We start from the raw sequence: 20,170 nt of genomic DNA, 5'->3' as shown, positions 1-20,170 counted from the left end.
TAATCTTCTAAAAACCGCTTATTTAAAACGATGCGCCTGCTCCACCAGCCAGGTGGAAAACCGCGCCGCGTCCGGGTGCTGCTCGGCCCCGGAACTGCGCACCAGGTAGAACGATTCGCTGGCTTCGATGCGCTGGGCGAAGGGTTCGACCAGGCGTCCGTCGCCGAGCATGTCACTCACCATCGACGAGCGCGCCAGGGCGATGCCCTGCCCCAGTTCAGCCATGCGCAAGGTGCAGACCAGCGTGTCGAACTGCATGCCGGTCGAGGAGTCGACGCTATCGGCACCGACCATTTTCAGCCAGTAACCCCAGCCCTCTTCGTAGCCCAGCACATGCAGCAATGGATGCTTGGCCACGTCCGCCGGCACTTTCAGCGTCGCCATCAAGGCCGGCGAGCACACCGGGAACAAGGTGTCCCAGGTCAGGCGCTGCGACACCAGGCCGGGCCATTGGCCGTGGCCCCAACGGATTTCCATGTCGTCTTCGCCATCGAGTTCCTTGACCCAGATGTTGCTGATGTAGCGGATGTCGACGTGCGGGTGCGCCTGGCGAAAATCCACCAGTTTCGGCGCCAGCCAGTGCACGAAAAACGCCAGGCTGCCGCGCACCTTGATTGGCCGACGCTTGTGCTGGCCAAAGATTTCGTTGGTGCCCACCGCCAGTCGCGTGATTGCGTCCTGTACCACCGGCAGGTACGCCTGGCCTTCCTCGGTCAGGCCCAGGCCACGGGGCAAGCGCTTGAACAGCGCCACCCCCAGGTGGCTTTCCAATTGGCGAATCTGCTGGCTGACCGCGCCCTGGGTCAAGAACAGTTCGTCGGCGGCATGGGTGAAGTTCAGGCAGCGGGCCGACACTTCGAACGCCCGCAGCCAGTTCAACGGGGGCAACGTTTTTTGCTTCATGATCTGTACCTCGTTGACCCCCACGCACCGGGCACGTTTGCCCGCCCCGTCGACGCGCCTTAGAACGCGTCGGACGGTTGTGCCACGAGGGCAACCGACAAGCGTCGCTCGCGGCTTTTGCGGGTAATGTAATACACGAAGTAACACCAGGCGATGAACGGCAAGCCGAAGTACAGCGCCACTCGCTGCTCAGGGTCGAAAGCGATCCCGATACACGCCAGGCTGCAGCACACCAGCGCCCCCAGCGGCACCCACGGATAACCGCGAACGCGGAACTTGAGGTGGCGAATGTCGCCGCCGTTGGCCACATAGTGACGCCGGAAAGCGATCTGGCTCGCGGCGATGCTCATCCACACCACCACCACTGCCAGGCCGGAAATCGACACCAGCGCCAGGTAGATGGTGTCGGCGGCAAACACGCTGCTGAGCAACGACGCCGCGCCGCCGGCCATGCTGACGATGATCGCGTTGAGCGGCGTGCCCATGCGGGTCAGGGCCGAGAACTGCTTGGGCAGGTGGCCTTGGTCGCTGAGGGTCCAGAGCATCCGCGAGGCGGCGTACAACCCGGAGTTGGCCGCCGACAACAGGGCGCTGATGATCACGAAGTTCATGATGTCGGCGGAGTACGGAATGCCGATGTAGGTGAACACCGTGACGAAGGGACTTTCGACCAGACCGGCCTGCTCGCGGGGCAACAGGGTCGCCAGGACAAAAATGGTCCCGACGAAGAACACCGCCAGGCGCAGCACGGTGGTGCGGATGGCGCGTGGCACATTGCGTTGCGGGTCCTTGGTTTCACCGGCGGCGATGCCGATCAGTTCAGTGCCGGAGAACGCGAAGGACACCGCCAGCAGCGTCATCGCAATCGGCATGAAGCCGGTAGGAAAAAGTCCTTCGCGGGTGAAGTTGCTCAAGCCGATGCTGTGGGCCTGGTCGATGTTCAGCAGGCCGAGAATCGCGCCACCGCCAATCAGCAGGAACACCACCACGGTCAGCACTTTGATCAACGACAACCAGAACTCGGTCTCGGCGAACAAACGCACCGAAATCACGTTGGTGAGGAACACCACGCCGGCAAACAGCGCGCTCCAGATCCACACCGGCGTGTCGGGAAACCAGCGCGACATGAGGATGCCGGCAGCGGTGAATTCGGAACCGATCGCCACCGTCCACGTCAGCCAATACAACCAGGCCACGGTGTAGCCGGTGCCCGGGCCGAGAAACCGCGTGGCGTAGGTGCTGAAGGAACCGGTTTCCGGCATCTGCACCGCCAGTTCACCCAGGCACATCATCACCATGTAGACCATGAGCGCGCCAATGATGTAGGCGATCACCGCGCCCATGGGGCCGGCCTGGTTAACGGTATACCCGGACGTGAGAAACAGCCCGGTACCAATGACGCCGCCTAATGCCAACATGACAATGTGGCGCGTCTGCATTTCCTGTTTAAAACCGGCACGCGAATTAAGTTGTTGTTCTTTTATGGACATGGTTGTTCTCATGAAAGTTGTTAGGGCGCGCATTGACGTCCGCGACAAGTTATTGGGCAGAGTAAAAGTGCATCGCCACTAAGCTTTATTATTATTCCTATTCATGAACGCCCCACTCACGGCCTTGTGGTGGGGTACCAACTTTCAAACTTCAGTTTGCGGTCTCGATATGCACTTCATTGAGCTGCGGATTGAGGGTCTTTTTGACGAAGGCGAAGGCCTGTTTCAGATCGTCCAATAGATCGTCCGTGTCTTCGATGCCGACCGAAACCCGCACCAGGCCTTCGGAGATACCCAGGGCCAGGCGTTCTTCCAAGGTGTTCTCGACATGGCTGGTGGTGCGGGCCGGGCCGTAGATGGTTTCCACAGCACCCAGGTTGCCCGCGCAATGGGCGAAGCGCAGGCGCGGCAGCAGCAATTTGACCGTGTCCATGCCACCGACCAGGACAAAACTGACGATGGCGCCGAAACCGGACATCTGCGCGCAAGCCACGGCGTGGTTCGGGTGGCTCGGCAAGCCGGGATAATTCACCGCCTCCACCAGCGGTTCGGTGCAGAGGAATTCGGCCAGGGCCCGGGCGCTGTGTTGTTGCTGGCGCATGCGCAGCGCCAGGGTCTTCATGCCACGGATGATCAGGTAGGCCGAGAACGGGTCGAGGCTCGCGCCGTTGATTTCCCGGTAATGCCGCACCTGGGCCATCAAGGCTTCGCTGCCACACACCAGGCCACCGAGCACATCGCCATGGCCGCTGAGGAACTTGGTCGCGCTATGAATCACCACGTCCACCCCCAAGGCCAGCGGGCTCTGGTTCAGCGGTGTGGCGAAAGTGTTATCGGCCACGACCACGGCGCCGACACGCTTGGCCGCTGCCACCAGGCGCGGGATGTCGAGGATTTTCAGGGTGGGGTTGGTGGGGGTTTCCAGGTAGAGCACCTGGCAACCCTTGGCGATTTCACGCTCCAGATCGTCGTGATCGAAGGTCTCGCACAAGGTCACCGCCACGCCGGTGCGCGGCAGGAACTCTTCGAAGATCTTGTTGGTGCCGCCGTAACTGTCCTTGGTCGACACCACGCGATCGCCGTGGGCCAGAAAGGTGTAGAGCACGCTGCTGATCGCCGCCATGCCGCTGCTGAAGGCCACGGCGGACTCGGCCATTTCCAGCTCGCGAATCTTGGCTTCGAGGGTCTCGACGGTCGGGTTGCTCATGCGGCTGTAGATAAAACCGGGGGCCTTGCCCAAGGCGACGTCGTACCAGACATCGATGTCGTCGTAACCGTACGCGGCGCTGGCCACGATAGGGGTTTGCGTGGCGTTGTAGGGGTGCCTGACTTGCTCCCCACCCCAAACCGCCCGGGTCCCTGCTCCCGCGTTATCAAGCCCTGTGCTGTCAGGTTTATTGTTCATTGAGGCTACTCACACTGAGGGGGTGGACGTTGAGCCATCCACCGAATCTGAGGGCCAATATAGGGAAAAGCCGCGCGCCCGAGAAACGATGTTATCGGTGCCAAAGGGGTGGTTTTTTTAATGGCTGAGTGCGAAGCAGCAACCTGCAAGTCACTGATAACCCTGTGGGGGCGAGCTTGCTCGCGATGGCGGTGGGTCAGCTGCCATTGAGGGTGACTGACCCTCCGCTATCTCGAGCAAGCTCGCTCCCACACTGGAGTTGTGGTGGCATCGAGAATGCGTGAGCGCCTGCTCTACAGGCGACCGTTGACTTAAAAGGCTGTGTGAATCATCGTGGCGAGGGAGCTTGCTCCCGCTCGGCTGCGCCGTAGGAGCTGCCGAGCGAAGCGAGGCTGCAATCTTTCCAAAGCCAGTTGAGTATCAAGCGAAAGATCCAGATCAAAAGATCGTAGCCTTCGGCAGCTCCTACCACGACCCAGCCGAGCGGGAGCAAGCTCCCTCGCCACAGGTTATCGATCGTTCCCACGCTCCTGCGTGGGAATGTCGCCAGGGACGCTCCGCGTTCCGCTTCTGGAAGGTGACGCAGAGCGTCACGGGATGCATTTCCACGCGGGAGCGTGGGAGCGATCAAAAGTATCTCGCCGCCAAAGCTGTTCTGTGATTAATCACAACTCAGCAAAGACTATCAATTGTAAAGTTCAGCCTGCTAGCGATATGCCGCAACCACACCTCGCCGGTTTCCCATGTATTCCAGTAACTGTAATAGCAACTTAACTCTTTCAACAAATACTCTTTCAACTCCAATTCATTTTTCTTTTTGCCAAGCAGGATACTTAGCTCTTGCTGAACAGCCTTCAGTATCTCGACGTCTGACTCTGCTAGAAAGGCTTCGAGGACTTGTTCAGCGGATTCATGCTCGGCGGACCAATCTTGGTGGAAATAGGCCCCAAAAAAATCATGTAGTTCAGGAAATTCTGTATTCATACTTCCGGGAATCCTGTCAGCAAAAAATATCCTGTTGGACTTCGTTGGTCTTTCTTCAAGACCAACAATACTTTTGACGCGGGTAGATAATCGGTACGACCATTTAACAGACTGACTCCCACTGGTTGGCTAAACGTATTCTTAATAGTTGTCTTTTCTTTTGGCCCAGCTAAGAAATTTTCGATTTTCTGTTCATTTGCCGCTATTGCTCTCGCCGCTGAAAACTCAGCAGTAGATCTATCAGGAAACGTAGAGGCTGCGGGGATATGCGGCTCTGCCTCCAGTCTCTGAGCCAACTGAGCATTTGTTCTGCCAATATGCTTCTCAATCAGATGCCCACCACGAGCCTCATGCGCAGCCAACCCTCCTCCCGGCACAATTTCGCTGAACGGCCCATCAGCCTCAATATCACCAGGACACTGACATGCCAACCCCAACGGATCCACCCACCCCGTCGGGTTCAGGGTGTACCGATACCCATTGAGCCCGCCCGCCAGTTTGCTCGGGTCGGGCGTCAGGTAACGGCCAGTCTCGGGATTGTAGTAGCGGTGCCGGTTGTAGTGCAGGCCGCTTTCGGGGTCGAAGTATTGGCCCTGGAAGCGCAGCGGTTGCTCAAGCTGTTCGCCGCCACCGTGCGTGAGTTCAGTGAGTTTGCCGTAGCCGTTGTAGCGCGCCGACCAGACGATCTGGCCGCTGTAGCTGGTCAGTTCCTGGGGCGTGCCCAGGTGGTCGAGGTGGTAGTAGAACGGCGTGGCTTTTTCCGGGCCTTCGCCGTCGAGCATCGCCAGCGGGCGGAAGGTGCCGGGTTCGTAGACGTAGCTGCGGTGGTGGCGCGGGCTGTTTTCGGCGACGACCTGGTCGCCCTGCCAGAAAAATTCCGTGGTCAGGCCGTCCACGGTCTTGCTGATGCGTCGGCCAAAGGCGTCGTAGCGGTAGGACGTTTCGCGGCCATCCGCCGTGGTGACGCCGATCAGGCGGTGCTGGCTGTCGTAGCGGTAGGCGCCGACCAGGGCCTGGCCGCGGCGTTCGCGGAGCAGGTTGCCGAAGGCGTCGTAGTCGTAGTGGCGGTCGCCCTCCTTCAGCAGGCGGTTGCCCTTGAGGGTGGTCGGGCCGGGGCGGTCCTGCATCAGCAGGTTGCCGGCCGGGTCGTGGCAGAAGTGTTCCGGCGGCTCGCTGTGGGAAAAGTCGACGCGGGTCAGGCGATCCAGCGGGTCGTACTGGTAGCTGCGGCGGTTTCGGTTGTCGGAAAGGGTTTGCAGGTTGCCCTTGGCGCTGTAGGCATAATCGCGCCAGAACAGTTGCTGCTGTCGACTCTGCCACACGGTCTGGGCCTTGAGACGGCCCTGTTCATCGTAGTCGTAGTCACTGAGCAGCCGGCCTTGCTGGCGTTGCCGTTCGCGCCCGCCGTCAAAGCGGTGTTCGGTCAGGCGCGAGCCGTTGAGGTCGATGGCGGTCAGTGCGCCACCCGGGGCATGGTGGTAGTCGAGCTGGCTGTCGTCCGGCAGGCGCAGGTGATTGAGGCGCCCGCAAGCGTCGTAGCGATAACGCAGGGTGCCCCAGCCCTGGTGCTCGCAGACCAAGCGGTCCTGGGCGTCGTATTCGAAGGCCAACGGATGATCGCTGCCGTCGTCGACGTGGACCAATCGGCCCAGCTCGTCGTAGCGGTATTCGATGGCCTGGCCGTCGGGCAAGGTCTTGACCCGCAGCCGCCCGGCCGCGTCGCGCTGGTACTGGGTGAGCCGTTGTGAACCGTCCTCGCCGTGCTCGGTTTTTTCCAGCAGGTGGCCGTTGAGGCCGTAGGCGTAGGCAGTGCGTTGGCCGTCGAAGCCGACTTGCTGTCGGATCAAGCCGTTGGGCGTGTAGTCCAGCTGATATTTTTCGCCGGATTCGTTTTCGATTTCGGTCAGCAACAGCCGCGCCGAGTCGTAGCGGTACTTCAGCTCGCTGCCGTCGGGGTTCAGGCGGCGGCTGACCAGGTGCAGGTCGTCGGCGTATTCGTAGCGGGTGACCCGCCCTTGTTCATCGCACTCGGCGGTGACCTTGCCGTAGGCGTTGTAGCGCCAGGTCCGGATGGCACCGTTGGGCAAGGTCACCTGCAGCAGTCGGCCGACGGCGTCCCATTGGTAGTGCGTGAGCGCGCCGTGTTCGTCCTGGCGGCTGAGCAAACGCCCCAGGGCGTCGTAGGAAAAACACCGGCGACCGCCGTCGGGCAGGATCTCTTCGGTCAGTTGGCCCAGGCGACTCCAGGTGAAGCGATGTTCACCACCGTCCGGGGCATACGTCGCCAGCAGTTGCCCATGGGCGTCGTAGGCATATTCCGTGCGCCGGCCATCCGGGTCGATGAGGACGATCACGTCGCCGCGGGCATTGCGCCGGTAGGTCCACACGGCCTTGCCGCGTGAACGGGCGTGCAGGAAACCGTTGCGGTATTCGTAGGACGTCGGCGCCTCATCCGGGGGAAGCAGCGCCACCAGCCGTCCGACCTCGTCGTAGCGGTATTCGCTGACCGCCCCCAACGGGTCCTGCTCAGCAATCAGCCGGCCCTGTTCGTCGTAGGCCTTGAGGTGCTCGCCGCCGTCGGGCTCGACCTTGCGCACCAGCCGCGCCCGCTCGTCGTGGACATATACCTCCTGGCTGCCATCCAGGTGCTGGACCGTGACGCTGCCGTCTTCGCCCCAGGTGTAGCGGCTGTCCATCTGCGCAAACGAGGCCCAATGCCGTACGCAGCGGGACGCCGGCCCGACGCCTTGCCACTCCCAGTAGAAACTTGCCCCACCGGCCAGTTGTCGCTGGAGGATGACGTGCCGGTCGTCGTAGTCGTAGCGCTCGCTTTCACCGGCAGCATTGGTCGCTTCGATCAGTCGGAAACGTCCGTCGTAGCGGTAGGACACCAGCGTCTGCTCGGTCTGCCAGGCTTCGTCGAGGGTGATGGCGGGATGGAAGCTCTGGTAGTCGACGGCAATCAGGTGGCGCTGTTCGTAACGCAGGCGCAAGGCGCGCCCGGCGCCGTTGTCCAGGCGGCTGATGTCGCCATGGATGTTGCGCAGGATGGTCAGGCGGTTGTCGTAGCGGTCGCTGAGGGCGCTCAGGTGGCCGTCGCGAAAGTGCAGGAATGGAGCGTTTTCGCCGGGTTGGGCGACGATCAGTTCGTCCGCCTCGGTGCCCAGGTAGATCGCTGCGCGGGCCAGGCTGTTGTGGATCGCCGGACGCTGGGCGCTGGGCAGCGGAAAGGTCGTGCGGCGGTTTTCCTGGTCGACCCAGGTGACCTGCTCGCCGTCGAGTTCCAAGCGATGGGCCAGGGCATGGCTCCAACCGCGCCCGAGGCCGACGTCCAGGTCGGCGGCGCTGGTGCGGTACAAACGGGTGAAGACGAACGGCAAGCGACCATCGAGGGTGCCGTCGTCGAGGGTCAGCAGTTCTTCGCCGGTGACCATCGACACCGGGCAGCCGCTGGTCTGGGTCTGGGCCGCAGTGTCGGCGCTGTCGCCGTTGGGGTTTTTCGACTGGGCCGGGGCGTCGTCGTGGGGTTCGTGCTCGCTCAGGCGTGTAGAGGGCTGGGATTTTTCCCGCGCCACGGCGGCTGGATTGCTGACGGACAGGGGGGCAGAGTGTTCGGGGGTGATGTGCAAAGGTCCGACAGGCGTCGGTTTTAAAGGTCCGCGCTGGCTGACCACCAACGGTTTGAGCACATCGGCATGCTGATTGAGCCGGTCAGGGGCGAGTTGGCCCAATCTCAGGCTCGACGCCAGCAACCACTCCCGGGCCCGCTCGGAGCGGACCCGGCCCAGCACGTTTCCGCTCATGCGCAGCCCCAGGCCCAGCCCCCCGGTCAAACGCATCAGCAGGAAATTGATCAGTACCGAGGCGCGCAGCTCTCCGACAACTTCGGCCACGTACTGAGGCGGCAACATTCGCACCCAACTGGTGAACGCGGCCACGTGGACGAAGAGCAACGGCTCGTCGCTCAACACCATCAGCCCTTTGGCGATCGCCTCGGAGGACGCCCTCAGTAGCTGTTCAAGCTCGACTTGAGTCAGGTACTCCAACAACTTTTCGCTGTTGGCCTGCAAGTCGGCCAGCAGCCCGAAAACCTGTTTAACGTCGTCCCACAGCTGATGCAGGGCATTTTTGAAGCCGCGCCAATCGGCTTGCTGCAACGCGCTGTAACGCTCGAGAAACCCGGCCTCGGAAAACTCCGTCCACAGCGGTTGAAACTGCTCCCACTCCGCTTTCAGCCAGCCCTCGAGTTCGTCGATCACGCCTTGGTAAGACGCGTACAACGCCTTGACGTGATCAGCCGTGACATGGGGGAAAAAGGTGATGCGATAACGCTGGCCTCGCCAACACTCAGGGACTTCCAGAATGCCGCTGGGGCCGATTACGTGATGGATCGGCTCACCGAAAGTTTCCTGCCCTGGCTCGCCCCCAATGACCGATTCCAGCATCACCGGCGTGTCGCCAATCGGCACGAAGCGCGCCGCCTGGAACATGTGCACCAGCGTCAGCGGCCCCTCCGCCGGACAAGCCACCACCGTGGCGCTGATGGGTTTATCCAGGTTTTTCGGCGCGGCCAGGGAAACCTCATTGCCGACCTTGAACACTTGCTCAAGATCCAGCGCCCAACCGGCCCAGAAGCTTTCAGCCCAAGAGTCGTAGTCGTTCAGGCAGGTTCGAAAATCCCGGAAAACTGCTTCGACATCCGGCTGCTCGGGGTCCATGACTGCCATCACCAGCGAACCAATGACGTTGCCTTGGGCAAGGGTTTTGTCGTAGTTGGGCATGCAGGCAGCTCGCGGCGCAGGAGTGGGCGCGAGACTCTGCCTGCGATGGCGAGAGAAATAAGTCAGGAAAAGAGGGAATGGATGTAGGGCGATTCGCTAAATTTAGACGCTTGGCGTGGAAAACCCGCCGATGACTATAAACACCGAGCCATCAGCCACTGCCCTTTCCCCCAAGCCTCAAAGCGCTCCAGCACGTCCCAACCCAGCTTGGCGTAATAATCACGTTGGCTGTGGGTGTGCAGGAACAAGGTGATGATTCCAGCCTCTCGCGCATGGTTGCATATGCCTTCGATCAACTGCGCTGCAAGCCCTCTGCGTCGAGCCTCTGGGGTGATGAACACACACGCCAGCCATGGGCCCAGCTCTGGCCGGTCAGGCAGGTCGTGGCTGGCCAGTGAAGCGCCGCCGAGCAACTGGTCGTGTTCCATGGCGATCAGGCACTTCCAGCGGCCATCGTGCTGCCCCGCAGCGAATTCCTGCTGCCAACTGGCGAGCGATTGCTGGGCAAATTCATAACTGAATTCCCGATGGAGCCACTCGGCCATCTGGTCGCTTTTATCCATGTGGTTAGTGAGCCAATCCATTTGCAGCATTTGAAACACTCCTTGTATTTAGTCAGCCGGCCACTGACCCGCTTTGCTCGAAAGAAGACACCCGCGTGCAGAATCCCTTAACCCGTTTATGATCCGAGAGTTTCACAGTGTCCGAATCAACGCTTCGGCGTGCAGACGAAACACGACATAAGCTTCATCAAAGCTCGGGCGGACATTGCCAAAAATCAGCGGCATGAGCTTCGCGTCGTACTGGCTACGAATCAGCGCATCCGAACTCGCCTGATGGAGAGCGCTCCGCATGACATCTCCCGGATCGTCAGCAAATGGAGGAAACTGCCGACCAAATTCGAGCGCATCAAACTCCACCAGACGTTTGAAACCGAGAGCGGCTCGTTCGCCAACAGCGGGATCGCCACGGCTTATGCAGTAAACATCATAGATATGCCGCACCAATGTATCGTCCCATGGCTGGAGCATGGCTCCGGCTTGGTGTTGGGCATAGCGGCGAAGAAACGAAATGACTTTCTCCGCAAGCGTTTCCTCAACCGCTACGCAGGCAATATCGTCCAATCGCCCAGACCTTGCGGCGAGTCGATTGACCAGGTATTCCAGCGGCTGCTGAGTCACTTCAAACTGTGGGATTCGCGCAGTCAGCTCAAGACTTAGATAAGGGCGCAAACTGGTGTCGTGAGGGTATTGCGGGGCATATTGCCAACGACTGGCGAAGTATCGGTTTTCATTCCGGGCAACACGCGCTTCCACGATTTCCTCAAAACCGAGACCGGCGAGGACATGACAGACCTGAGCTTTCAGGTTGCTGAGATGCCGCTTCTGAGCCGAGGCACTTAACGCATCAGGCTCGTCCAAAACGATCTTTAAGTCGACGTCCTCAGACATACGCTCGATCAGTTGGTAAGCCTTCGATAGGCTTGTACCACCGCAAAACACCAGGCGAACACCTGGAAACCGCATCCCCATCAGAGCTTGCAAAGCATCCGTCACGTGGACGTCTTTTTCCAGGATGCTAGCCGTAAGTAGTCCGACATCAACCTCAGCCAACACCGCATCGATTAACTCGACCTGTTCAGGCGTGATGATTTTCATAAACGACGTACCGACCACCGAAGCCGAGCTTGCGATTAATACGCCGTGAACCCGTGTCAAAAACGATGCCGGCGGGTAGCTGCAAGCTATCGCTGGCGTTGTATTCACGCACTGCGCGTCCCGCCGTGATCTTCACGCCAAGCTTTTGCAGAACCAAAGGTGCCAGGACTTCAAGGGGGCGAACCGGTATCGGCTTGCCCGTAAGGACACTGGCCTTGGCCTTTGCGAACACACCCACGCCGAGCTTGACCAGTACGCCGTTGGCCACCAGATGACGCAGCGCTCGGGATACCTGCGCGGGGCTGCCAAAGTCGGAAAACTCGGAGCGTAGAAACACATCGTCCTTTCGCAAGGCGATTGACCTTTTAAGCCGCTCTTCGATAACCATGACTTACCTCCCGGCAGCACCTAACAAAAATTAACTCTCAACAAATTGTTTTATAAGGAGATTTAAATACAAATAGTGCTCACAATTCGCTCAGTATAAATCAGAGTCAAAACATCGGCCAATGCAGCCTTGAAACAGGATCGCATGCACAGCGCACAATTCATTTCAGGCACAAAACCTGTGGGAGCGAGCAAGCTCGCTCCCACATTGGCTATTTCTTGCACAGGTCATTGGTTTTAGATGCCTACCCGCGCGCATTCTCGAGAAATACCCGCCTGCAACCCTTCAACCTATCGTAATCTCGCACCTGTATAAGCCCAGCCCCGCAACCGGCCGAGATCTCACCCCGATGCCCTCCATCTACCAACTCAAGCCCGCCTTTCAAAACCTGCTGCGCCCCATGGTTCAACGCCTCTACAACAACGGTGTCACCGCCAACCAGGTCACGGTGCTCGCCGGCATCGTTTCAGTCCTGGTCGGTGCGGTCATCGCCTGGTTTGCCAACCATCCGTGGATCTTCGTCCTGGTGCCGATCTGGATGTTCCTGCGCATGGCGTTGAATGCCGTGGACGGCATGTTGGCGCGGGAGTTCGGCCAGCAATCGCATCTGGGCGCCTACCTCAATGAGCTATGCGATATCATCGCCGACGCTGCCCTGATCCTGCCTTTTGCCCTGTTTGCCGATACCAGTCTGTTGCTCGTGTTGTTGGTCACGCTGTTGGCGCTGTTCAGCGAATACGCCGGCGTGCTCGGGGCGATGGTGGGGGCTTCGCGGCGGTATGACGGGCCGATGGGCAAGAGTGATCGCGCCTTTGTGTTGGGCGTGCTGGCGACCGGCATTGCCCTGGGTTGGCTCGGGGCGCTCTGGGTAGATGGTGTGATGGCGGTGGTTGCCGCCCTGCTGGTTTATACCTTGGTCAATCGGGTCCGTCATGGCCTGAGCCAAGTGAAGGAAAACGCTCCCTCAGCATAAAGGAACTTGCAATGCGCGAAGCCCAGGAACTGACGTTCACCACCCACGATGGCGTGGAGTTGTTCTACCGGCACTGGCCGGCTGTCGACGCGGCGGCGGGTGAGCCCCGCCAGGCTGTGTTGTTGTTTCATCGCGGTCATGAACACTCCGGGCGCATTGCGCACCTGGTGGATGAACTGGACCTGCCCGGGTTCGACTTCTTTGCCTGGGACGCACGCGGTCATGGCCAGTCGCCTGGCGAACGAGGCGACAGCCCGAGCTTTGCCGCCAGTGCGCGGGATGTGCAGACCTTCTGCGATCACATCGGCGTGGCGCATCAGATCGACGAAGCAAATATCGCCGTGGTCGCACAAAGTGTCGGCGCGGTGATCGCGTCCACCTGGGTCCACGACTACGCGCCGCGCATTCGCTCGCTGGTGCTGGCGTCGCCGGCGTTCAAGGTCAAGCTCTACGTGCCATTCGCCCGTCCGGGCCTGGCGCTGATGCGCAAGTTGCGTGGCAACTTCTTCGTCAACAGCTACGTCAAGGCGAAATTCCTCAGCCATGACCCGGAGCGCGTGGCGTCCTACGACAGCGACCCGTTGATCACCAAGGCCATTTCGGTGAACGTGCTGCTGGGCCTGTACGAAGCCGCCGACCGCGTGGTGGCCGATGCCCAGGCGATCCAGGTGCCAACGCAACTGTTGATCTCCGGATCGGACTTTGTCGTGCACCGCAAACCCCAGGAGCAGTTCTTCGAACGCCTGGGCAGCCTGCACAAAGAGAAGCACATCCTGCCGGGCTTCTTCCACGACACCCTCGGCGAGAAGAACCGCGCGCCGGCCGTTGCCAGTGCCCGCCGCTTCATCCTGCAGAACTTTGCCCGACCGCTGGACCGCCCTTCCCTGCTCGACGCCGATCGCCTGGGCGCGACCTGCGCCGAAGCCGAAACCCTGGCCACGCCGCTGCCGCACAACTCGTTGCGCGACCTCTACTGGCGCATGACCCGCGCCAGCATGCGCTTTGGCAGCAAGTTGTCGGCCGGGGTGAAGCTGGGCTTCGACACCGGGTTCGACTCCGGCAGTACCCTGGATTACGTCTACCGCAACCGCCCCACCGGCACCTCGGCGCTGGGCAAGATGATTGACCAGAACTACCTGAACTCCATCGGCTGGCGCGGCATTCGCCAACGCAAGCTGAACGTCGAGGAATTGCTGCGCCTGGCGATGGCCGAATTGCGCGCCCAAGACCGCGAGGTGCGCATCGTCGACATCGCCGCCGGCCATGGCCGCTACATTCTCGAAGCGCTGCAAGGCGTCAGCCCGTTGCCCGAGTCGATCCTGCTGCGCGACTACAGCGACATCAACGTGCGCGACGGCAGTGCGCTGATCGTGGAAAAAGGCTTGGGCGATATCGCCCGATTCGTCAAAGGCGATGCCTTCGACCGCCAGGATCTGGCAGCGTTGGAACCGAAACCAACCCTCGCCGTGGTGTCGGGCCTGTACGAGTTGTTTGCCGACAACCAACTGGTCGGTGGCTCCCTCGCCGGCCTGGCCGAAGCCGTGGAGCCTGGCGGTTTCCTGGTCTACACCGGCCAGCCGTGGCACCCGCAACTGGAGCTGATCGCCCGCGCCCTCACCAGCCACCGCGCAGGTCAGGCCTGGGTGATGCGTCGACGCACCCAGGCAGAGATGGATCAATTGGTTGAGGCGGCGGGCTTCCGCAAGATCACCCTGCGGGTCGATGAATGGGGCATTTTCAGCGTTTCGCTGGCCCAGCGAGTGCAGTAATGAGCGCCGTCATCGCCCCGGCCCGCGAGCCCGCACTGCTGAAACCGGCGGTGCTGTGGCTGCTGTTGCTGGCGCCGCTGTTCTTCACCACCTATGGCTTCGCCACCTGGGTCACGTCCCAGCGTGACGACGTCGGCACGCTGGTGTTCGCCTGGGAAAGCCACATGCCGTTCATGGCCTGGACCATCGTGCCTTACTGGTCGATTGATCTGCTGTACGGCCTGTCCTTGCTGTTGCCCACCAGCCGCGAAGAACTCAAGCGCCACGCCTTGCGCCTGCTCACGGCCCAGGCGATTGCGGTCAGTTGCTTCCTGCTCTGGCCGTTGCGCTTCACCTTCCCCCGTCCGGAAATGGACGGGGTGTTCGGTTGGTTGTTCGAAGTGCTGGCGGGTTTCGACAAGCCGTTCAACCAGGCGCCGTCGCTGCACATCGCGTTGCTGGTGGTGCTGTGGGTCTGCTATCAGCGGCATCTGCAGGGCTTCTGGCGCTGGGTGATGCACGGTTGGTTCGCGTTGATCGGCGTGTCGGTGTTGACCACGTATCAACATCACTTCATTGACCTGCCCACGGGCGCGCTGGCCGGTTGGCTGTGTGTCTGGCTGTGGCCGCTGGACCGTCCGAGTCCGCTGCTGAGTGCGCGGCTGGCGGTAAATCCTGCCCGCCGACGCTTGGCCTTGCGTTATGGCTTGGGCGCGGCGGCGCTGTTCATCCCGGCGTTTGCCTTCGGCGGCGCGTGGCTCTGGCTGATCTGGCCGGCGGTCGCGGTGCTCATGGTGGCGCTGAATTACCTGTTGTTCGGTGCCGACGGTTTCCAGAAGCGTGCCGACGGCCGCTTGAGTCCGGCGGCGCGTTGGTTGCTGGCGCCTTATCTGGCGGCGGCGTGGATCAATTCGCGCAGTTGGACGCGCAGGCATCCGCAGCCGGACCAGGTGGCGGATAACGTCTGGCTGGGGCGCATCCCCACGCCGATGGAGCTGAAGGAAAGTGCGTTTACCGGGGTGCTCGACCTCTGCGCAGAACTGTCCATGGACAGCACGGGCGTCGCCTATCGCTCATTGCCGGTGCTCGACCTGACCGCTCCGACCGCCGAGCAATGCCTGAAAGCGGCAGAAGCCATCGAAAGCCTGCGCCAGCACGGACCGGTGCTGGTCTGCTGCGCCCTGGGTTATTCGCGCAGCGCCACGGCGGTAGTTGCCTGGTTGTTGCACAGTGGGCGGGCAGCGAACGTTGACGCGGCGATCGTGCAAATCCAGCGCGCTCGACCGCGTATCGTCTTGCACGCGGCGCACCGTCGCGCGCTGGAACAGTTATCCACAGCACAGGGGGAATATCCATGATCACTGATATGGAGCTCCACACCGTGGCGAGTCTGTTGCGCCGGGGCCATTCGCTGGATCAGCTGTCCACCGGGCTGACGCTGCTGGCAGCGCTGGTAGGACTGGGCCAATGGCTGGTGGGCGTTATCGATCCGTGGTTGCTGCTGTTGAGTGCCGTACTGATCGTCCTCGGCGTGCTGGAGAAATACTGGGCGCTGCGCGTGGCATTCGATGCCGATCTGTTCCAGCGCATGGCTGACAGCACCCAATCCCTGGCCGAACGCACCTATACCTTGGACCAGGCCCTCACCTCGCTGGGCCTGCAACCGGCCGCACGTGCAGGCCGTCTGTGGACCGAACGCCGGCACGGCGCGTTGTTGCTGCTGCGCCGGCAATCGCGGTTGCTGGCTGCACAAGTTGTCTTGACGCTGGGCTTCATCCTGGCCAGTCCCTGGCTAGCTTTCTCAGGATAAGGAATCCTCATGTTCGAACCCGTGGTCGCCAACCTCATCACCTCCGCCGCCCGCATGGTCACGGGCGCTCGCAGCCTGTGGCTCGGCTGCGCGCCGACGCCGGTGCAGCGGATCTACTTCGCCAACCACAGCAGCCACGGTGACTTCGTGTTGCTCTGGGCCTCGCTGCCGCCGGCGCTACGCAAGCTCACCCGCCCGGTGGCGGGAGCCGACTATTGGCAAACCAGCCCGGTGCGGCGCTACATCATCAACCGGGTGTTCAACGGCGTGCTGGTGGACCGCGAGCGCAAGGATCCTTCCTACAGCCCATTGCAGCCGATGCTCGATGCGCTGGAAAACGGCGACTCGCTGATCATCTTTCCGGAAGGCACGCGCAATCCGGAGGAAGGCCTGTTGCCCTTCAAGAGCGGGATCTATCACTTGATGAAGAATCACCCCGAGGTCGAGGTGATCCCGGTGTGGATCGCCAACCTCAACCGCGTCATGCCCAAAGGTCGGGTACTGCCTCTGCCGCTGTTATGCACCACCAGTTTCGGCGCGCCGCTGTGCATCGAAGAAGGTGAAAGCAAAGAGCAATTTCTTGAACGCAGCCGCGCCGCGCTGCTGGCACTGGCCCCGGAGCACGTCTGACATGGATCGATATACCCTGATGTTGTTTGGCGGGATCGGCGCCATTCTGGTGCTGGCTTCGTTGATCGGTTTCATTCTCAGGCTGCGGACCAAAGGCGCGCCGAATTCCGTCATCGACAACCTCAATGCGCGGATCAATGCCTGGTGGATCATGGTGCTGGTGATCGGCATCGCGTTCTGGCTCGGCAACGCGGCGGTGATCCTGTTGTTCTACGCGGTGTCGTTCTACGCCCTGCGAGAATTCCTGACCCTGACCCCGACCCGGCGCAGCGATTATCCGGCCCTGGTGGCCGCGTTCTACCTGGCGCTGCCGCTGCAATACCTGTTGATCTACTACGACTGGTACGGGCTGTTTTCGATCTTCATCCCGGTGTATGTGTTCCTGCTGCTGCCGATCCTGGCGTCCCTGGGCGGCGACAGCACGCACTTCCTGGAGCGCGCTTCCAAGGTTCAGTGGGGCTTGATGATCGCGGTGTTCTGCATCTCCTTCGTCCCGGCCCTGCTGACGTTGGACATCGCCGGTTTCGAAGGGCGCAACCTGCTGCTGATCGCGTACCTGGTGATCGTGGTGCAGCTCTCGGATGTATTGCAGTACGTCTGCGGCAAGCTGTTCGGCAAACACAAGATCGCGCCGAACCTGTCGCCCTCGAAAACCGTGGAAGGGTTTGCCGGTGGCATTTTCCTGGCCTCGCTGATCGGTGGCGCGCTGTGGTGGATCACGCCGTTCAATCCCTGGCAGTCGTTCCTCATCGCCTTGCTGATCAACTTGCTGGGGTTTGCTGGCGGCATCGTCATGTCAGCGATCAAGCGCGACCGCGGCGTCAAGGACTGGGGCCATATGATCGAAGGCCACGGCGGCATGCTCGACCGGTTGGACTCGGTCTGCTTCGCGGCGCCGATCTTCTTCCACCTGGTGCGGTACTGGTGGACCTGAAAAAGCCTGTGACGAACACCTAAACCTGTGGGAGCGAGCTTGCTCGCGATAGGGCCAGGTCAGTCAACATCGATGTTGACTGGTCCACCGCCATCGCGAGCAAGCTCGCTCCCACAGGGGTTTGGGTGTGGAGGGGGTAATCAGTCAAGGATCAGATGCGGCAAGAACCGGCTTGAATCCTTGGTGATCAGGCTGTTGTCTTCCCGCACGCCAATGCCGGCGGCCTGGTCGCCGATGACCCAGGAGCCGATCAGGGTGTAGCTATCGCCAAAGCGTGGCAGTGGCGCGAATTCCTGGAGGATGAATGGGGCGTCGGTGTAGGGGCCGTCTTCTTTTACGATCAGGCCATCAGCGGTCTGCAGCTCGATGTTGGCACCTTCCCGGGAAAAGAACGGCTTGCGCACCCAGCCCTTGGGCACCGCTTTGCTCGTGTCGGTATCCAGGTGGGCCGCGAGCAGGTTCGGATGGCCTTTATTGAATTCCCACAGCAGCGGCAGGATGCCTTTGTTCGAGATGATCGACTTCCAGGCCGGCTCGAAAAACTGCGTATCGCACTGGGCAATCGCTTCACCAAACGGCTCGTGGAAGATGAACTCCCAGGCATGCAGCTTGAACAGGTGCGGAATCCAGCGTTCTTCCAGGTCAACAAAACGCCCGTCACTGTTGAGGCCGATGTCTTCGATATCGATGTGCCGCGATTCAATACCGACTTTTTCCGCGATCAGGCGCAAGTAGTCCGTGGTGCCCTTGTCTTCCACCGAGCCTTTCATCGAGGCGAAATAAAACGGCTCTTTGAGCTGTAACTGGGCAAAGGCCTGGTGCAGCTTGGTGTCGATGCTGTTGAACTGGTCGGCATGCTTGGGCAGCAAACCGCGCTCGATGCATTGCTCCAGCCAACCCCACTGGAACGCCGCGGCCTCATAGAGGCTGGTCGGCGTGTCGTAGTTGAGTTCCAGCAGCTTGGCCGGGCCCGTGCCGTTGTAGGAGAAATCCATGCGCCCATACAGGTGCGGGTGACCTTCGAGCCATGAAGTGCGCACCAGGTCGAAGAACGGCGCGGGAATGCTCAGGCGCTCCAGCAATTCTTCGCTCTGGACCACGCGGGCCACGAGGTCCATGCACATCTCATGGATCTCGCTGGTCGGGTCTTCCAGGTCGTCCTCGATCTGCTTGAGGGTGAACTGGTAGTACGCGCTTTCGTCCCAATAGGGCTCGTCGTCGATGGTGTGGAACAGAAAGCCGAGCTGCTCGGCGGTCTGTTTCCAGTCATGACGTTCTGCGCAATGGATCTTCTTCATGGCGCTGGTTCCTCAACCGCCGGAGCTGCTCGAACCGCCCCAACCGCTGCGGGCACTGGACTGGCTGCCGAAGCCACCGCGAGACGTGGACGAAGCGACGGACATCGCCTTGCTGCTCTTGACGGAGTCGGTGTAGCTGCCATACCGCGCCTGGTTGGACTTGGTAAAGGTCGAGCCACTGGACACCCGCTGGCTGAGCGTCGAGGACCCGAAGTTGCCGCGATCATCACGGTAACGGTAGACCGGCTCGGAGTAATAACTGCTGCGGTGGCCGCTCAACATGTTGCCGATCAGCATGCCGGTCAGCAGGTTGCCGAAGCCTGAACCACCCACGTTCGCTTCCGAAGCCGGCAATTGAGCCCGGGCGGCGTCGACCTCGGTTTGCGTGACCTCGCCATCGGCGCTCAACTCGAAACCGCCCAGCTTGGGGATGAACTTGCCGGCCGAGTCCTGCTGGCACCAATCGGGAACAAAGTCGGCATCGCAATCGGCCTGGCTGTCGTATACCGGGGCAATGCGACGATGCTCAGACAAGGCGCTCATGTAGGCGTTGGAACAAATGTCCACCGGCAGCTTTTCATCGACACATTGCTGGACGGACTGGAAGTTGTACTTCTTCTGCAACTTGTAGGTTTTTTCCGTTGGCCCGCAGCCGGATATCGCCAGGGCGACCGACGCGGCCAGCGAAAGCTGGACGTACTTGCTTCGTTTCATCGGGTTCTCCGTGGCGCAATCAGTTCGTGGAAGGCGTCATGCACGCGGCGTTCAACATGCCGACGCTGATGGCCACGGCAGCGATGTAGATACCGGCGGCGATTTCACCGTTCTTGATGCGCGCGGAAGCGCCCTTGAGCACCAGGCTGGTCACCAGGAACGCCAACAACTGAACGACAGCGGCGATCACTGCCCAGACGACGAAATCCAGCAGGCTGATCGAGTAGGCAATCACGTTGCTGGCCGGGATGGCGAAACCAATGAGGGCACCGCTCAGGGCGATGGCCGCAGCCACGTTGCCCGAACGGATCAGTTCGAACTCTTTGTGTGGCGTGACATGGATGTAGATGAACTGAAACAGCGCGAACAGCACCGCGGCGCCGAGGATGTACAGGACGAAGCCGAACACGGCGGCCTTGTTCAGGGAAATGGAGAGCGCTTCAAGCATGGACTT

17 protein-coding genes and 1 pseudogene are annotated in these 20,170 nt (G+C 61.0%); 6 read left to right on the top strand and 12 right to left on the bottom strand.

The genetic code is table 11. The annotated features are described in order from the left end of the window. Positions 1–18: 18 nt before the first annotated feature. From AB4O09_RS04560 to AB4O09_RS04525, 8 genes are all read right to left on the bottom strand, one after another. A complete protein-coding gene (locus tag AB4O09_RS04560; protein ID WP_003205954.1) occupies positions 19–903 on the bottom strand; it encodes a LysR substrate-binding domain-containing protein in 885 nt (294 codons plus the stop codon). Between the two features lie 59 nt (positions 904–962). Further along, positions 963–2,393: an amino acid permease gene (locus AB4O09_RS04555; RefSeq protein WP_003205955.1), complete on the bottom strand. Its 1,431-nt coding sequence runs from the start codon at positions 2,391–2,393 to the stop codon at positions 963–965. Positions 2,394–2,544: 151 nt separating this feature from the next. Then, the gene (locus AB4O09_RS04550; RefSeq protein WP_003205956.1) at positions 2,545–3,798 is read right to left on the bottom strand and encodes a cystathionine gamma-synthase family protein; all 1,254 of its coding nucleotides are present in this window, start codon (positions 3,796–3,798) and stop codon (positions 2,545–2,547) included. 672 nt (positions 3,799–4,470) lie between these two features. Next, entirely contained in the window at positions 4,471–4,782 is a 312-nt protein-coding gene (locus AB4O09_RS04545; RefSeq protein ID WP_460107955.1) for a contact-dependent growth inhibition system immunity protein, read from the bottom strand. Next, a complete protein-coding gene (locus AB4O09_RS04540) occupies positions 4,779–9,563 on the bottom strand; it encodes an RNase A-like domain-containing protein (protein WP_460107953.1) in 4,785 nt (1,594 codons plus the stop codon). The genes AB4O09_RS04545 and AB4O09_RS04540 overlap by 4 nt, the downstream gene beginning before the upstream one ends. A gap of 134 nt (positions 9,564–9,697) precedes the next feature. Further along, positions 9,698–10,156: a GNAT family N-acetyltransferase gene (locus AB4O09_RS04535; RefSeq protein ID WP_013694296.1), complete on the bottom strand. Its 459-nt coding sequence runs from the start codon at positions 10,154–10,156 to the stop codon at positions 9,698–9,700. Positions 10,157–10,258: 102 nt separating this feature from the next. After that, positions 10,259–11,221, bottom strand: a complete 963-nt coding sequence (locus tag AB4O09_RS04530; protein ID WP_027912225.1) for a nucleotidyl transferase AbiEii/AbiGii toxin family protein — start codon at positions 11,219–11,221, stop codon at positions 10,259–10,261. Then, complete coding sequence (locus tag AB4O09_RS04525) at positions 11,202–11,609, bottom strand: DUF6088 family protein (protein ID WP_003205962.1); 408 nt, start codon at positions 11,607–11,609, stop codon at positions 11,202–11,204. The genes AB4O09_RS04530 and AB4O09_RS04525 overlap by 20 nt, the downstream gene beginning before the upstream one ends. Before the next feature lie 349 nt (positions 11,610–11,958). Here AB4O09_RS04525 and AB4O09_RS04520 point away from each other — a divergent pair, with 349 nt between their 5' ends. Genes AB4O09_RS04520 through AB4O09_RS04495 form a run of 6 tightly spaced genes read left to right on the top strand, consistent with a single transcriptional unit; the run spans position 11,959 to position 17,704 of the window. After that, positions 11,959–12,582, top strand: coding sequence for a CDP-alcohol phosphatidyltransferase family protein (locus tag AB4O09_RS04520; RefSeq protein ID WP_038859103.1), 624 nt, complete (start codon positions 11,959–11,961; stop codon positions 12,580–12,582). Between the two features lie 11 nt (positions 12,583–12,593). Continuing rightward, positions 12,594–14,351 carry a bifunctional alpha/beta hydrolase/class I SAM-dependent methyltransferase gene (locus tag AB4O09_RS04515; RefSeq protein WP_003205966.1) on the top strand — a complete coding sequence of 586 codons (1,758 nt, stop codon included), beginning with the start codon at positions 12,594–12,596 and terminating at the stop codon, positions 14,349–14,351. Next, positions 14,351–15,688 carry a phosphatase PAP2/dual specificity phosphatase family protein gene (locus AB4O09_RS04510; protein WP_123351429.1) on the top strand — a complete coding sequence of 446 codons (1,338 nt, stop codon included), beginning with the start codon at positions 14,351–14,353 and terminating at the stop codon, positions 15,686–15,688. Before AB4O09_RS04515 ends, AB4O09_RS04510 begins: the two co-directional genes overlap by 1 nt. Further along, a complete protein-coding gene (locus AB4O09_RS04505) occupies positions 15,685–16,140 on the top strand; it encodes a hypothetical protein (RefSeq protein WP_013694301.1) in 456 nt (151 codons plus the stop codon). Before AB4O09_RS04510 ends, AB4O09_RS04505 begins: the two co-directional genes overlap by 4 nt. A gap of 9 nt (positions 16,141–16,149) precedes the next feature. After that, positions 16,150–16,770, top strand: a complete 621-nt coding sequence (locus AB4O09_RS04500; protein ID WP_003205972.1) for a lysophospholipid acyltransferase family protein — start codon at positions 16,150–16,152, stop codon at positions 16,768–16,770. 1 nt (position 16,771) lies between these two features. Continuing rightward, positions 16,772–17,704: a phosphatidate cytidylyltransferase gene (locus AB4O09_RS04495; RefSeq protein WP_013694302.1), complete on the top strand. Its 933-nt coding sequence runs from the start codon at positions 16,772–16,774 to the stop codon at positions 17,702–17,704. A gap of 22 nt (positions 17,705–17,726) precedes the next feature. Here AB4O09_RS04495 and AB4O09_RS04490 read toward each other — a convergent pair. The 4 genes and pseudogenes from AB4O09_RS04490 to AB4O09_RS04475 form a co-directional block, all read right to left on the bottom strand. Then, positions 17,727–17,852, bottom strand: a pseudogene (locus AB4O09_RS04490) (metal ABC transporter ATP-binding protein); the annotation flags it as partial. Next, positions 17,845–19,002 carry a glutathionylspermidine synthase family protein gene (locus AB4O09_RS04485; protein ID WP_003205976.1) on the bottom strand — a complete coding sequence of 386 codons (1,158 nt, stop codon included), beginning with the start codon at positions 19,000–19,002 and terminating at the stop codon, positions 17,845–17,847. The pseudogene AB4O09_RS04490 and the gene AB4O09_RS04485, both read right to left, overlap by 8 nt. A 12-nt stretch (positions 19,003–19,014) precedes the next feature. After that, positions 19,015–19,716: a DUF1190 domain-containing protein gene (locus tag AB4O09_RS04480; RefSeq protein WP_003205979.1), complete on the bottom strand. Its 702-nt coding sequence runs from the start codon at positions 19,714–19,716 to the stop codon at positions 19,015–19,017. 19 nt (positions 19,717–19,735) lie between these two features. Then, positions 19,736–20,164 (bottom strand): DUF350 domain-containing protein, encoded by a 429-nt coding sequence (locus AB4O09_RS04475; protein ID WP_003205981.1) that lies wholly within the window; start codon positions 20,162–20,164, stop codon positions 19,736–19,738. Positions 20,165–20,170: the final 6 nt, after the last annotated feature.

Source organism: Pseudomonas sp. H1_F01 (genome assembly GCF_054681425.1).
This window is presented reverse-complemented; position numbering and strand designations above follow the sequence as displayed.

What these genes read in the sequence shown, in the direction of transcription:
- AB4O09_RS04530 (WP_027912225.1), bottom strand. Translation starts at nt 11,221, where the DNA reads ATGAAAATCATCACGCCTGAACAGGTCGAGTTAATCGATGCGGTGTTG.
- AB4O09_RS04515 (WP_003205966.1), top strand. Translation starts at nt 12,594, where the DNA reads ATGCGCGAAGCCCAGGAACTGACGTTCACCACCCACGATGGCGTGGAG.
- AB4O09_RS04500 (WP_003205972.1), top strand. Translation starts at nt 16,150, where the DNA reads ATGTTCGAACCCGTGGTCGCCAACCTCATCACCTCCGCCGCCCGCATG.
- AB4O09_RS04475 (WP_003205981.1), bottom strand. Translation starts at nt 20,164, where the DNA reads ATGCTTGAAGCGCTCTCCATTTCCCTGAACAAGGCCGCCGTGTTCGGC.
- AB4O09_RS04505 (WP_013694301.1), top strand. Translation starts at nt 15,685, where the DNA reads ATGATCACTGATATGGAGCTCCACACCGTGGCGAGTCTGTTGCGCCGG.
- AB4O09_RS04535 (WP_013694296.1), bottom strand. Translation starts at nt 10,156, where the DNA reads ATGCTGCAAATGGATTGGCTCACTAACCACATGGATAAAAGCGACCAG.
- AB4O09_RS04525 (WP_003205962.1), bottom strand. Translation starts at nt 11,609, where the DNA reads ATGGTTATCGAAGAGCGGCTTAAAAGGTCAATCGCCTTGCGAAAGGAC.
- AB4O09_RS04520 (WP_038859103.1), top strand. Translation starts at nt 11,959, where the DNA reads ATGCCCTCCATCTACCAACTCAAGCCCGCCTTTCAAAACCTGCTGCGC.
- AB4O09_RS04480 (WP_003205979.1), bottom strand. Translation starts at nt 19,716, where the DNA reads ATGAAACGAAGCAAGTACGTCCAGCTTTCGCTGGCCGCGTCGGTCGCC.
- AB4O09_RS04485 (WP_003205976.1), bottom strand. Translation starts at nt 19,002, where the DNA reads ATGAAGAAGATCCATTGCGCAGAACGTCATGACTGGAAACAGACCGCC.
- AB4O09_RS04540 (WP_460107953.1), bottom strand. Translation starts at nt 9,563, where the DNA reads ATGCCCAACTACGACAAAACCCTTGCCCAAGGCAACGTCATTGGTTCG.
- AB4O09_RS04495 (WP_013694302.1), top strand. Translation starts at nt 16,772, where the DNA reads ATGGATCGATATACCCTGATGTTGTTTGGCGGGATCGGCGCCATTCTG.
- AB4O09_RS04560 (WP_003205954.1), bottom strand. Translation starts at nt 903, where the DNA reads ATGAAGCAAAAAACGTTGCCCCCGTTGAACTGGCTGCGGGCGTTCGAA.
- AB4O09_RS04555 (WP_003205955.1), bottom strand. Translation starts at nt 2,393, where the DNA reads ATGTCCATAAAAGAACAACAACTTAATTCGCGTGCCGGTTTTAAACAG.
- AB4O09_RS04545 (WP_460107955.1), bottom strand. Translation starts at nt 4,782, where the DNA reads ATGAATACAGAATTTCCTGAACTACATGATTTTTTTGGGGCCTATTTC.
- AB4O09_RS04550 (WP_003205956.1), bottom strand. Translation starts at nt 3,798, where the DNA reads ATGAACAATAAACCTGACAGCACAGGGCTTGATAACGCGGGAGCAGGG.
- AB4O09_RS04510 (WP_123351429.1), top strand. Translation starts at nt 14,351, where the DNA reads ATGAGCGCCGTCATCGCCCCGGCCCGCGAGCCCGCACTGCTGAAACCG.